Origin of the sequence: Microbacterium sp. As-52, from assembly GCF_049949185.1 — a bacterium.
GTDB lineage: Bacteria > Actinomycetota > Actinomycetes > Actinomycetales > Microbacteriaceae > Microbacterium > Microbacterium maritypicum_A.
The window spans coordinates 396,856-409,792 of the sequence record NZ_CP188171.1; the positions used below are offsets into that span (position 1 = coordinate 396,856).

A 12,937-nucleotide genomic window follows, 5' to 3' on the forward strand; every position below is an offset into this window, starting at 1 on the left:
GCTCCAAGCCTGCGCGAGCCTCGGGTGCGCACGCATGCGCGGCCCTCGCCCGCACAAGATTAGTGCGCCGGACGGATCACGACCAAAAGATCTCCGGCGTCCACCTGCTGCGTCTCGGCGATCGCGTGGCGCTCGACCACGCCGTCGACGGGGGCGGTGATGGCCGCCTCCATCTTCATCGCCTCGATGGAGGCGACGGGTTCGCCGGCCCGGACGACGGCTCCGACCTCTGCCTTCAGAGTGACGACGCCGGAGAACGGAGCCGCCACCTGACCGGGAACGGAGGTATCGGCCTTCTCGACCTCGATCGCATCGACCTTGATGGAGCGATCCCGGACGAACACCGGGCGGAGCTGTCCGTTCAGCGTCGTCATCACGGTACGCATCCCCTTGTCGTCCGCGTCGCCGATGGCTTCGAGCCCTACGTACAACCGCACCCCGCGATCGATCTCGATCTGGTGCTCCTGGCCGGCGACGAGGCCGTACAGGTAGTCGCTCGTGTCGAGCACCGACAGGTCGCCGAACAGCTCGCGACGCTCCGCGAACTCCGCACTGGGCGCAGGGAACAGCAGCGTGTTGAGTCGCGTCCGCCGTTCGGCGCTGGTCCCGCCGAGAGCCGCCTCGTCGTCTGCAGTGATCGCGGTGAGACCCGTACGCACGGAGCGCCCGGCGAGGACCTTGGTGCGGAACGGCTCCGGCCATCCTCCGGGAAGATCGCCGAGCTCGCCGGCCATGAAGCCCACGACCGAATCGGGGACGTCGTACTTCTCGGGATGGGCTTCGAAATCGGCAGGGTCCGCCTTCACCGCCGCGAGGTGGAGGGCGAGATCGCCGACGACCTTCGACGACGGCGTCACCTTGGGCACACGGCCGAGGATACGGTCGGCCGCGGCGTACATGTCCTCGATGAGCTCGAAGTCGTCGGCGAGGCCGAGCGCCTTGGCCTGCTGCCGGAGGTTCGACAGCTGTCCGCCCGGGATCTCGTGGTGGTACACACGGCCTGTGGGACCGGGAAGCCCGGACTCGAAGGGCGCATACTGGCGACGCACCGCCTCCCAGTACGGCTCAAGGTCGGAGACGGCGTCGAGCGAGATGCCGCTGTCGCGTTCGGTATGGGCGAGGGCCGCGACCAGCGACGACAAGGACGGCTGACTCGTGGTTCCGGACAGCGGCGCCGACGCGGCATCCACCGCATCCACGCCGGCGGCGCTGGCGGCGAGGAGCGTCGCGAGCTGACCGCCCGGGGTGTCATGCGTGTGCAGATGGACCGGCAGATCGAAGCGCTCGCGGAGCGCCGTGACGAGTGCGGCAGCGGCGGCGGGACGCAGCAGACCCGCCATGTCCTTGATCGCGATGATGTGCGCGCCGGCCTCGACGATCTGGTCCGCAAGGCCCAGGTAGTAGTCGAGGGTGTAGAGGTCCTCCGCGGGGTCGAGCAGGTCGCCGGTGTAGCAGAGCGCGACCTCGGCAATCGCGGTCCCGGTGTTGCGGACGGCCTCGATCGCCGGACGCATCTGCTCCACGTCGTTGAGTGCGTCGAAGATGCGGAAGATGTCGACGCCGCTGGCGGCGGCCTCCGCGACGAATGCCTCGGTCACCGCCGTCGGGTACGGCGTGTAGCCGACGGTGTTCCTCCCACGAAGGAGCATCTGGATCGCCACGTTGGGCAGAGCGGCACGGAGCTTGTCGAGGCGCTCCCACGGGTCTTCGCCCAGGAAGCGCAGCGCGACGTCGTAGGTCGCACCGCCCCATGCCTCGACCGAGAGGAGTCCAGGAGTGAGCCGCGCGAGATACGGTGCGGCAGCGACGAGATCCTTCGTGCGCACACGCGTCGCCAGAAGCGACTGGTGCGCGTCGCGGAACGTCGTATCGGTGATCGCCAGCGCCGTCTGCGCACGAAGGCTGCGGGCGAAGCCCTCCGGCCCCAGCTCGAGGAGCTTCTGACGCGAACCCGGCACCGGCTCCGAGGTCAGATCGATCGACGGAAGCTTGGTGACGGCGTCGACCACACCGGGGTGCACGCCGTGGGGCTTGTTCACCGTGACGTCGACCAGCCAGTTGAGGAGCTTCGTGCCGCGGTCCTTGGAGACGCGACCGCGAAGCAGCTCGGGCCGCTCGTCGATGAACGACGTGCTGACGTCGCCGGCGATGAACGCGTCGTCCTCCAGGAGCGCCTGGAGGAAGGGGATGTTGGTCGAGACACCGCGGATGCGGAACTCGGCGAGGGCACGACGGGCGCGGGCGACGGCTGCCGGGAAATCACGCCCGCGGCACGTGAGCTTCGCCAGCATGGAGTCGAAGTGGGGGCTGATCTGTGCGCCCTGATGGACCGTGCCGCCGTCGAGACGGATCCCGGCGCCCCCGGGAGAGCGGTAGGTCGTGATCTTGCCGGTATCGGGGCGGAAGCCCTGCGTCGGGTCCTCCGTCGTGATCCGGCACTGCAGTGCGGCACCGCGCAGATGCAGGTTCTCCTGCTGCAGTCCCAGTTCGGCGAGGGTCTGGCCCGAGGCGATGCGCATCTGGCTCTGCACGAGGTCGACGTCGGTCACCTCTTCGGTGACCGTGTGCTCGACCTGGATGCGCGGATTCATCTCGATGAAGACGACCTCGCCGGTGCGCTCCCCCGCGGTCTCGAGCAGGAACTCGACCGTCCCGGCGTTCTCGTACCCGATGGAGCGGGCGAAGGCGACGGCGTACCCGTGCAGAGCGGTGCGCACGCTGTCGTCGAGGTTCGGCGCCGGTGCGATCTCGACGACCTTCTGATGGCGCCGCTGCACCGAGCAGTCACGTTCGAACAGGTGCACGGTCTCGCCGGTCTTGTCGGCGAGGATCTGCACCTCGATGTGGCGCGGGCGCACGACCGCCTGCTCGAGGAACATCCTGGCGTCGCCGAAGGCGCTCTCGGCCTCTCGCATCGCTTCGGCCAGAGCGGGAGCGAGGTCCCCGGCCGTCTCGACACGACGCATCCCGCGGCCTCCGCCACCGGCCACGGCCTTGGCGAACAACGGGAATCCGATCTCCTCCGCCTGGGCGACCAGCGCCTCGACGTCATCGGATGCCTCGGTGGAGCGGAGGACCGGGACACCGGCTTCGATCGCATGGCGTTTCGCCTCGACCTTGTTTCCGGCCATCTCGAGCACGTTCGATGGCGGGCCGATGAACACGATGCCGTTCGCCGCCGCCTTCTCGGCGAGCTCCGGGTTCTCGGAGAGGAAGCCGTATCCGGGGTAGATCGCGTCCGCCCCCGACTCGAGTGCGACGCGGATGATCTCGTCGACATTCAGGTACGCGCGCACCGGATGCCCGCGCTCACCGATCTCGTAGGCTTCATCGGCCTTGAGCCGATGGACGGAGCCGCGGTCCTCATGCGGGAACACCGCGACGGTGCGCGCTCCCACTTCGACAGCCGCACGGAAGGCACGGATCGCGATCTCGCCGCGGTTCGCCACAAGGATCTTCTGGAACATGCACACCTCTGGGAGCTCGATGCGCAGCGTTTTCGATGCGCATGGGGCGGGGCTGAGTGTTCCCCCAGCCTAGGGGAAGGTAACGTGGTCTCCGTGCACGTACTCAGCGTCAGCTCTCTCAAGGGAGGCGTCGGCAAGACGACCGTGACACTCGGGCTGGCCTCAGCGGCTTTCGCCCGAGGCGTCCGGACTCTCGTCGTCGACCTCGACCCGCAGTCCGACGTCTCCACCGGGATGGACATCCAGGTGGCCGGACGACTCAACATCGCCGACGTCCTGGCGAACCCGAAGGAGAAGGTCGTCCGTCAGGCGATCACCTCCAGCGGCTGGGCGAAGGTGCACCCGGGCACGATCGACGTGCTCATCGGCAGCCCCTCCGCGATCAACTTCGACGGCCCGCACCCGAGTGTGCGCGACGTGTGGAAGCTCGAAGAGGCCCTCGCCTCCGTCGAAGCCGACTACGACCTCGTGCTCGTCGACTGCGCGCCGTCCCTGAACGCGCTGACCCGCACGGCGTGGGCTGCGAGCGACCGTGTCATGGTCGTCACCGAACCCGGCCTCTTCTCCGTCGCCGCAGCCGACCGCGCCCTCCGCGCGATCGAGGAGATCCGACGCGGACTCTCGCCCCGGCTCCAGCCGCTCGGCATCGTGGTGAACCGCGTGCGCCCCCAGTCCATCGAGCACCAGTTCCGCATCAAGGAGCTGCGCGACATGTTCGGGCCGCTCGTGCTCTCCCCTCAGCTGCCCGAGCGCACGTCTCTGCAGCAGGCTCAGGGTGCCGCCAAGCCGCTGCACATCTGGCCCGGAGACTCCGCCCAGGAGCTCGCCGCCGACTTCGACCAGTTGCTCGACCGCATCATCCGCACCGGTCGCATCCCCGTCCCCGAGAGCGGTCAGCAGAGCTGACCCTCCTGACGCGCACAGCGAAACGGCCGCCCTCTTCGAGGACGGCCGTTTTCTGTATGACGTGAGACGTCAGGCGGAACGCTTGGTGCGACGCGCGGACAGCTCGTCAACAGGGTCCGGAGCGGTGGCATCGAAGGCGACGAGCGTCGACTCCACCTCGCGGAGCACCTTGCCGACGGCGATTCCGAAGACACCCTGACCGCGGCTGACGAGGTCGATGACCTCGTCGTTCGACGTGCAGAGGTAGACCGAGGCGCCGTCGCTCATGAGCGTGGTGCCTGCGAGATCGCGGATGCCGGCGCGACGGAGTTCCTCGACGGCGGTGCGGATCTGCTGCAGCGAGATGCCGGTGTCGAGAAGGCTCTTCACGAGCTTGAGGACGAGGATGTCGCGGAAGCCGTAGAGACGCTGCGAACCCGAGCCGCTCGCGCCTCGGACGGTGGGCTCCACCAGCTCGGTGCGAGCCCAGTAGTCCAACTGACGATAGGTGATGCCGGCGGCACGAGCAGCGACCGCACCACGGTAGCCGACCTCGTCATCCATGGCCGGAAGGCCGTCGGTGAAGAGGAGTTCGGGTACGAACCGCGGGTCGCCTGTGAGCTCATCCGCATTCATCTGAAATCCTCCCTGGAACGGTTATCTTCCACGGTAGAGCAGTGCCTGGGCACCGGCAATCACATCCGTGCCGCGGCGAAGGTGTGTCGCAATCAGTTCGTTACGAAAGCACGCGCGAGAGCGCATCCTTGACGAAGAGCGAGCGCACTTCGTCGATGCGCGTGGCGAGCTCGGGAGCGAGCTCGCTGGCTTTCGCTCGGGAGGCCGCATCGGTCCGGCGGAGCAGCGCGGACATGGCGGATTCGATGAGGGCGACCTCGCGCTCGGCGCCCTGACGCAGCGAACGAAGGTGCCGCGGCTCGATGCCGTGGCGGTCCAGGCCGACGAGACCGCGAAGCAGCGTCACCGTCGCCTCGGGGTAGCTCTCCTGAGCGGTGATGACGCCGGTGCTGATGGCGTCGTTGAGGAGCTGCGGGCCTGCTCCGGCCGCGGCGAGGAGCTCGTCGCGGCGGTACCGGCGGGGCGCCGGGGTGATCGACGGCGGGGGCACGAGAGCAGTCGCGTCTCCCCCGGCGTCGACGTCGTCGAGCTGTTCGCGGATGACGCTCAAAGGAAGGTAGTGATCACGCTGCAGCGTGAGTCCGAGCCGGAGGCGCTCGATGTCGGACGCCGAGAACTTGCGATAGCCGGAGTCGGTGCGCGAGGGGGTGACGATGCCCTGCACCTCGAGGAAGCGCAGCTTGCTGGAGGTCAGGTCGGGGAACTCCGGGGTGAGCCTTGCGAGCACCTGACCGATACTCAACAGACCCGCGGACGCAGAGCGTTCGCGGGCAGGAGAGGCCGCCATCAGGCGTTCGCCGCCGGGCGGTCGTGCGGAGAGGCGAAGAAGTTCAGACGGAACTTGCCGACGCGGAGTTCGGAACCGTCCACCAGGGTGCTGCGATCGACACGCTCGCCATTGACGTAGGTCCCGTTGAGCGAACGCTGGTCGATGATCTCGAACGTGGACCCCGTGCGCGTGATCTCCGCATGCCGGCGCGAGACCGTCACGTCGTCGAAGAAGATGTCGGCCTCGGGGTGACGGCCGACGGTCGTCACGTCGGTGTCGAGGAGGTACCGGGCTCCGGCGAGAGCGCCGGAGCGGACCAGCAGAAGCGCCGATCCCGCAGGCAGCGCGGCGATCGCCGACTGCTCGACGTCGGTGAGTTCCACTCCGAACGGCACGAACGACAGATCGGAATCGTGCCCGAACGTCTGCGTAACGTCGTGTCTCTGCTCACCGGAACGGTGGATCGCGGCTTCTCCGGCCGGTCGGCTGTCGCTGTCAGTCACTGTGCCCTCCTGGTTGTCCAGACTAACGGATGCCGAGCCGGTCGCGGGAGGCCGCTTCCACACTCAGCCGCCCCATACCGAGGATTCATAGGCTGTACTCGTGAAGACCAAAGCTCTGAGCCGCTCGGCCGCCCCGATCGCCCTCGCCGCGACCCTGCTCGCCGCCTTTCTCGTGCTCCTCTCCCCTCTCTCCGCCTCTGCGCACGACGCACTCGTGTCGTCGTCGCCGGCGGCAGACGAGTCGGTCGAGGTCGTTCCCGCCGCGTTGACGCTCACCTTCAACGCGAAGCTGATCGGCGGCGAAGGCGCCACCGAGGTCGTCGTGACCGATCCGTCCGGCGCCTCCATCACCGATGGTCCGGCGACCGTCGACGGCGCGATCGTCACGCAGCCCTTGACGGGCTCGGGGCCGGCCGGCGCCTACCACGTGATCTGGAAGGTCGTCTCCAGCGACGGGCACCCCACGTCGGGCGAGTACTCCTTCACCGTCACCGTCGGCGACGAAAGCGCCGCGACGACCGAACCCAGCGCCGCGCCGACCACGACGCCGCCGACGGCCGAGCAGACGGCAACTCCCGCCCCCACGGCCACGACCGTGACGGAATCCGGCGATTCTGCCGACGGGTCCGCCTGGATCTGGGTGGTCGTGATCGTCGCCGTGCTCGTCGTCGCCGGCGTGGTCGTCTGGATCGTCATGAGCCGCCGCGGCGGAGGCCCCCGGACCGATTCCGACCCCTCGTCCGAGCGATAGGCTTAAGGCATGCCACACTACGACGTCGTCATCCTTGGTGCAGGTCCTGGCGGATACGTCGCTGCGGTTCGCAGCGCGCAGCTCGGTCTCTCCACCGCGATCATCGAGGAGAAGTACTGGGGCGGTGTCTGCCTCAACGTCGGCTGCATCCCCTCCAAGGCGCTCCTGAAGAACGCGGAACTCGCCCACACCCTGAATCACAAGGCTGATTTCTTCGGAATCTCCGGTGAGTTCACGATCGACTTCGGCAAGGCCTTCGATCGCAGCCGCGAGGTGGCCGAAGGCCGCGTCAAGGGCATCCACTTCCTCATGAAGAAGAACAAGGTGACCGAGTACAACGGTCGCGGCACCTTCACCGGCCCCAAGGCGATCTCGGTCGCCAAGGCCGACGGCACGACCGAAGAGGTCACCTTCGACAACGTCATCATCGCCACCGGCTCCAAGGTCCGCCTGCTCCCGGGCGTCACGCTCAGCGAGAACGTGGTGACCTACGAAGAGCAGATCATGACCCGTGAGCTGCCCGAGTCGATCGTCATCGTCGGCGCCGGCGCCATCGGCATGGAGTTCGCGTACGTCCTGACGAACTACGGCGTCAAGGTCACGATCATCGAGTTCCTCGACCGTGCGCTCCCCAACGAGGACGCCGACGTGTCGAAGGAGATCACGAAGCAGTACAAGAACTACGGCGTCGACATCCTCACCTCGACCAAGGTCGAGTCGGTCGTCGACAACGGCTCCTCGGTCACCGTCACCTACACCGGCAAGGACGGCCAGCAGAGCTCGATCGAAGCCGGCAAGGTCCTCATGTCGGTAGGGTTCGCCCCGAACATCGAGGGCTTCGGACTCGAGAACACCGGCGTGAAGCTGACCGAGCGCGGCGCGATCGACATCGATGACCACATGCGCACCAACGTCGACGGCATCTACGCGATCGGCGATGTGACGGCCAAGCTGCAGCTCGCCCACGTGGCGGAGGCGCAGGGCGTCGTCGCCGCCGAGACCATCGGCGGAGCCGAGACCCAGACGCTCGGCGACTACCGCATGATGCCGCGCGCGACGTTCTGCTCCCCGCAGGTCGCGTCGTTCGGTCTCACGGAGCAGCAGGCCAAGGACGAGGGGCGCGAGATCAAGGTCGCGACCTTCCCGTTCATGGCGAACGGCAAGGCACACGGCCTGGGCGAGCCGGTCGGCTTCGTCAAGCTGATCGCCGATGCCGAGCACCTCGAGCTCATCGGCGCCCACATGATCGGCCCCGACGTCTCCGAGCTCCTCCCCGAGCTGACGCTGGCCCAGAAGTGGGACCTGACGGCTCTCGAGCTGGCCCGCAACGTGCACACCCACCCGACGCTGTCGGAGGCGCTGCAGGAGGGCTTCCACGGCCTCGCCGGTCACATGATCAACTTCTGATCGAGACTCCTCACGAAGGCCCGGTCCGCGGACAGCGGATCGGGCCTTCGTGCGTCTCCGAGGCCGTCAGAGGCCGCGCATGGTGAGGAGGCCGGTCGTCCATCCGCGCAGCGGTGCCGATCCGAGCCCCTGCATCAGCATCTCCCGTCCACGCACGACCGTCCGGGGAGCGGGAGCGCCCATCGACATGTAGAACGCCGAGCGGCGCTGCGCCCGGGAGGCCGATCTGCGCGCATGCCGTTCATATCCCGACAGGTCGGGCGCCCGACTCGGCAGCGTCCTGGCGAGGGCGGTGGCGAGACGAACGGCATCCATCCACCCGAGGTTCATCCCCTGCCCGCCGATCGGACTGATCTCGTGCGCGGCATCGCCGAGGAGCACCAGCCGCCCGCGCTGCAGTCGCTTCGCCGCGTGCTGCGCGGCGACGAATGACGTCGGCATCGCGTCCGCCGCGGGGGCGACGGCGATTCCCGTGCGCGTCTCGATGGTCGCGCAGAATTCCTCGATGCCGCGCAGACCTCCGCCCTCCGCTTCCCGCACCACCCACCGGCGCTGTCCACCGGGAAGTGGGAACGACTCGACGAGTCCCTCCGTTTCGCAGTGCAGCACGGCGCGCGCGTCGGGTGTCGCATCGGCGAGGTCGACCATCGCATAGGAGGCCCGTCCGAGGCGGCGGCGCCACCCGGCGTCGATCCGGTCACGGAGTCGGCTGCGCACGCCGTCCGCGACGACCACCACGGAAGCCGACAGCTCGTGCGGTCCGTCGGGGGAAGCGCATGCGATCTGCACGGCATCCGCGTTCTGCCGTACGCCCCGCACGTCGTGTCCGAGAAGCAGCGACTCGGGGGAGAGCGACTGCAGGCGTGCGCGCAACAGCGCGCCGGTCCGCGGCTGCGGGAGGATGAGGATCGGGTGATCCTGCCCGAACGTCAGAGTCGCCAGGGTCCGGCGGCGACTGCGCACCTCGCCGCCGTCGAGGCGCAGCGCCTCCGCCCGCACCGCGTCACCGATGCCCGCGGTATCCAGAGCCTCCAGCCCCGGACGGTGGATCCCGATCGCCCTGTTCCGCCCATCCGCATCCGTACGGCGCTCGCACACCGCGACATGCCTCCCCTCCTGCACCAGCAGACACGCCAGCAGCAGCCCGACGGGCCCCGCTCCCACGATCAGGACGTCATGGTCGGGCACGGTCTCCCTCCCACCGCAGTTCCAGACGAGCGGGCACACCCCCGCTGACGGTCCAGCCGCTCGGGGCGATCGCTGCGAGCTCGGAGACCGTGTACGAACGGCGGATGCTGATGAGGCCGTCCTCACGGATGAACGAGTCTGCGAGCAGAGTTCCGGAGACCGGCCACGTCGCCGCGGCGAACAGCGCATGAGCCGTGCGGCTGCGGGCGATGTCGTGATGGGATACCAAGCCGTCTGGAGCCGCGAGCTGCACGGAGTCACTGAGCACGGTCCGGAGTTCGGCGTCGTCGAGATGGTGCAGCACGTGGTTCGACAGCACCACGTCGTAGGTCTCGCCCGCCGCCACCAGCTCGGTCGTGAGGGCGCGGCGATACCGGATGCCGGCGCCGCGATCGTGCGCCGATGCCCAGCGGATCGCCCGCTCGTCGACATCGAGAGCGGTGATCTCGGCGTCGAGCCCCTCATGACGCAATCGCCGGGCGAGCAGACGGCAGAGGTCGCCCCCGCCCGCCCCCACGTCGAGGATCCGCAACGACCGGGAGCGCAGAGCCCGAGGCCGGATGTCACGACGGTAGAAGGCTCCAGGGCGGGAGACCAGAGCGTTCACGAACCCGAACCGCCCGTAGGTCCGGGCCAGCTTGCGCGCATCGGCGTGCGGATCGTCCATCAGCTCGCGGGCGCCGACGTCCCGCGTGGCGAGGGACCGCCTCATGACTCGGTCGAGGCGACGACGGTCATCAGCGCGCTCTCGGCGGTGAGCCCCGGGCCGAACGCCATCGCAGAGACCCGGTCTCCTGCCCTCGCCTCCTCCTCCAGGATGTGTTTGAGGACGAACAGCACGGTCGCGCTGGACATGTTTCCGTTCTGCCGCAGCACCTCCCTGGCCGGGTGCAGCTGCGCGTCGCTGAGGTGCAACCGCTCCTGCACCTTGTCGAGGATGCTGCGCCCACCGGGGTGGATCGCCCAGTGCTCGACCACCTCCCCCACGCTGCCGGCCTCGAAGGCCTCGCCGAGACTCTCTTCCGCGGCATAGAGCGGACGGAGGGCGCCGATGATCGTCTCGCCGATGATCTGCGGAACCGCGGTGGAGAGGATCATCTCGAATCCGGTGTCGCCGATCGTCCAGGCCATGTCCTTCTCGCCCTCCGGCGCTATCGCGGTGTGGAAGCAGTCAAGGCGCAGCCCGGTCGAAGGAGAGGGAAGGCCGCGGGCCGTGACGATTCCGGCAGCCGCACCATCGCCGAACAGGGACGAGGCGACGATCGTGTCGGGGTCCTCCGAGGAGCGCAGATGCAGCGTGCACAGCTCCACGCTCACGACCAGGACGACCGCGTTCTCGTCCGCCGCGCAGAACTGACTCGCTGCGCGGAGCGCCGGCATGGACGCATAGCAGCCCATGAAGCCGAGGTGGAAACGCTGCACCGCATCGGACAGCCCGAGGGCGCGGACGATCTCGTACTCCGGGCCGGGGGCATGGAATCCGGTGCAGGAGACCGTGATGACATGCGTCACATCGGCGGGCCCGAGATCGGGGTCGGCCCCGATCGCTCGCCTCGCAGCCTCGACGAACAGCCGCGTGGCCTCACGCGTGTAGAGGTCGTTGCGTACTTTGGTGCCGGGGGCGAGCAGCCTCCCGGTTCGCCGGTCGAAGAAGACGGGATCGGTCGTGTCGGATGCGAGCGACAGCTCATCGATCACCGTGTGCCTGGCGTCGATCCCTGAGACGTTGAAGGACGTCGTGACGATGCGCTGCGCCAGCCTCCCGAGGTCGGGCTGCTGCGCGAAGACATCACGCACCTGCTCCTGGACGAGAACGGTGTCGGGGACGATCGTCTGCAGCGATCGAAGCACAGGCGGTCGGCTCATGGTGTCACTCAAGCACTGCGCACCGTCCCGGGGGAAGGGGTTGCGCGCGACCGCGGCCTGCCCTAGAAGCCGAGCGCCCGCGCGAGCTTGGAGCCGGATGCCGATTCGCGGCCTCCGGCTGCGCGGACGGCCTGCTCCACGGCGTCGAAGAACAGGGCACGCCCCGCGTCATCGGACGGCGCCGCGGGCCCGAGCTCCATCTCCCATTCCCGCCATTCGCGCTGCACGTTCTGACGCAGGTCGGTGGCGCGCACCCGATCGTCGACGAACTCGGCGACGATCCCGCCGGGGCCCGTGAGCAGATAGGCGGTGCGGTCGTTCTCGATGCGTGCGAGCGGGGTGAGGGGTGCGCTCGTCCACTCCGAGACGGTCTCTGCGACGGCGGGCGGGAGCTCATCGCCCTCGCCCAGCGGCCAGCCGATCTCGAGTCGCCCGTCACCCTGCCGCGGACCCTTCACATGCCAGCCCTCATCGGGCCCGCCGGTGCGACGACGCAGCGCCACGCCGCTCTGCGAGAGAGCACCGTCAGCGGTATCGAAGTACCGGGCATCCAGGATGCGCTCCTCGCCGGAGGTGACGGTGTCGACTCCGGGGATCGCGTCCCAGTGCGGCAGCGGCGTCTCGAGATCGACGTCGTACTTGCGCTCGACCTCGACCGTACGGGACGGTTCAGTCATCGTCGAGCGTGAGGTCCTCGAGAGACTCGTCGAACCAGTAGTCGACCTCGGTGGGCCCATCGTTCGGGCCGGTGTTCTGCGGTCCGCCTCGGCGGTTGTACACCACCTGCGTCTCGCTGTAGGGGACGATCAGCTTGTCGTCCGCGTCGCCGAGAGGGATGATCTGCCCGTCGAGCGGGCCGCCGTGAAGCCGTGCGAGTGCCATGTGCTCAGGGTAGCGCCGTCGGTGCGGTATCCGGGCGAGGCATGCGGATTCCTCCGAGGGCGGCGTCATCCGAGGACGACGCCGAGAAGGGCGCCGGCGATCATCCACGGCCCGAAGGCGATGCGGGTGGAACCGTCCGCTCTTCGCAGCAGGATGAGCACGAGCGCGTAGAGCGCCCCCAGCACGAAGGCCGCTGCCGCGCCGACCGCCAGTGCCTGCCAGCCGTGCCACCCCAGCACCAGGCCGATGACGGCGGCGAGCTTCACGTCTCCCCCACCCATCCCCGCACGGCTGATGACCCGCAGCACCGCGTAGAAGCCGCCGAGCAGCAGCATGCCGAGGAGGGCACGGAGGAACGGCCCGCTCTCCCCCGTGCACAGGGCATCGATCGCGCCGAGTCCGATCAGGGAGGCGAGCGTCGGCAGCACGATGCGGTTCGGGAGCCGGTGTGTGCGGACGTCGATCACGATGAGCCAGGTCCCGACGCCCAGCAGGAGACCGTGCACGAGGACGACGAGGGCGAGTCGGATATCCATCCCCGCAGAGTAGGAGATCGCCGACCGCTGCCCCGACCCCCTGTGGA

13 protein-coding genes are annotated in these 12,937 nt (G+C 68.6%); 3 read left to right on the plus strand and 10 right to left on the minus strand.

Annotated features, from left to right (window positions below; genetic code table 11):
- Window positions 1–59: 59 nt before the first annotated feature.
- A complete protein-coding gene (locus tag ACLFA2_RS01925; protein WP_029258365.1) occupies window positions 60–3,467 on the minus strand; it encodes a pyruvate carboxylase in 3,408 nt (1,135 codons plus the stop codon).
- Between the two features lie 93 nt (window positions 3,468–3,560).
- On the opposite strand from ACLFA2_RS01925, the gene ACLFA2_RS01930 reads away from it, so the two are divergent.
- Window positions 3,561–4,373 (plus strand): ParA family protein, encoded by an 813-nt coding sequence (locus ACLFA2_RS01930; protein WP_029258366.1) that lies wholly within the window; start codon window positions 3,561–3,563, stop codon window positions 4,371–4,373.
- Between the two features lie 69 nt (window positions 4,374–4,442).
- Here ACLFA2_RS01930 and ACLFA2_RS01935 read toward each other — a convergent pair whose 3' ends face one another.
- The 3 genes from ACLFA2_RS01935 to ACLFA2_RS01945 all read right to left on the minus strand — a co-directional run bounded on the left by ACLFA2_RS01935 (window position 4,443) and on the right by ACLFA2_RS01945 (window position 6,260).
- Window positions 4,443–4,988, minus strand: a complete 546-nt coding sequence (locus tag ACLFA2_RS01935) for a MerR family transcriptional regulator (RefSeq protein WP_021199318.1) — start codon at window positions 4,986–4,988, stop codon at window positions 4,443–4,445.
- Window positions 4,989–5,088: 100 nt separating this feature from the next.
- A complete protein-coding gene (locus ACLFA2_RS01940; RefSeq protein WP_021199317.1) occupies window positions 5,089–5,775 on the minus strand; it encodes a MerR family transcriptional regulator in 687 nt (228 codons plus the stop codon).
- Complete coding sequence (locus ACLFA2_RS01945) at window positions 5,775–6,260, minus strand: FHA domain-containing protein (RefSeq protein ID WP_029258367.1); 486 nt, start codon at window positions 6,258–6,260, stop codon at window positions 5,775–5,777. The genes ACLFA2_RS01940 and ACLFA2_RS01945 overlap by 1 nt, the downstream gene beginning before the upstream one ends.
- A 100-nt stretch (window positions 6,261–6,360) precedes the next feature.
- On the opposite strand from ACLFA2_RS01945, the gene ACLFA2_RS01950 reads away from it, so the two are divergent.
- On the plus strand, window positions 6,361–7,011 hold the full coding sequence (locus ACLFA2_RS01950; RefSeq protein WP_167253863.1) for a copper resistance CopC family protein: 651 nt from the start codon (window positions 6,361–6,363) through the stop codon (window positions 7,009–7,011).
- A gap of 9 nt (window positions 7,012–7,020) precedes the next feature.
- Window positions 7,021–8,418, plus strand: a complete 1,398-nt coding sequence (gene lpdA, locus ACLFA2_RS01955; protein ID WP_021199314.1) for a dihydrolipoyl dehydrogenase — start codon at window positions 7,021–7,023, stop codon at window positions 8,416–8,418.
- Between the two features lie 66 nt (window positions 8,419–8,484).
- On the opposite strand, the gene ACLFA2_RS01960 is transcribed toward lpdA, so the two are convergent.
- The 6 genes from ACLFA2_RS01960 to ACLFA2_RS01985 all read right to left on the minus strand — a co-directional run bounded on the left by ACLFA2_RS01960 (window position 8,485) and on the right by ACLFA2_RS01985 (window position 12,890).
- On the minus strand, window positions 8,485–9,606 hold the full coding sequence (locus ACLFA2_RS01960) for an FAD-dependent oxidoreductase (protein ID WP_426621934.1): 1,122 nt from the start codon (window positions 9,604–9,606) through the stop codon (window positions 8,485–8,487).
- The gene (locus tag ACLFA2_RS01965; RefSeq protein WP_426621935.1) at window positions 9,593–10,318 is read right to left on the minus strand and encodes a methyltransferase domain-containing protein; all 726 of its coding nucleotides are present in this window, start codon (window positions 10,316–10,318) and stop codon (window positions 9,593–9,595) included. The genes ACLFA2_RS01960 and ACLFA2_RS01965 overlap by 14 nt, the downstream gene beginning before the upstream one ends.
- Entirely contained in the window at window positions 10,315–11,472 is a 1,158-nt protein-coding gene (locus tag ACLFA2_RS01970) for a type III polyketide synthase (RefSeq protein ID WP_426621936.1), read from the minus strand. The genes ACLFA2_RS01965 and ACLFA2_RS01970 overlap by 4 nt, the downstream gene beginning before the upstream one ends.
- Window positions 11,473–11,534: 62 nt before the next feature.
- A complete protein-coding gene (locus tag ACLFA2_RS01975; protein WP_021199310.1) occupies window positions 11,535–12,149 on the minus strand; it encodes a CYTH domain-containing protein in 615 nt (204 codons plus the stop codon).
- The gene (locus tag ACLFA2_RS01980) at window positions 12,142–12,354 is read right to left on the minus strand and encodes a hypothetical protein (RefSeq protein WP_021199309.1); all 213 of its coding nucleotides are present in this window, start codon (window positions 12,352–12,354) and stop codon (window positions 12,142–12,144) included. Before ACLFA2_RS01980 ends, ACLFA2_RS01975 begins: the two co-directional genes overlap by 8 nt.
- Window positions 12,355–12,419: 65 nt before the next feature.
- Entirely contained in the window at window positions 12,420–12,890 is a 471-nt protein-coding gene (locus tag ACLFA2_RS01985) for a prepilin peptidase (protein WP_297557985.1), read from the minus strand.
- Window positions 12,891–12,937: the final 47 nt, after the last annotated feature.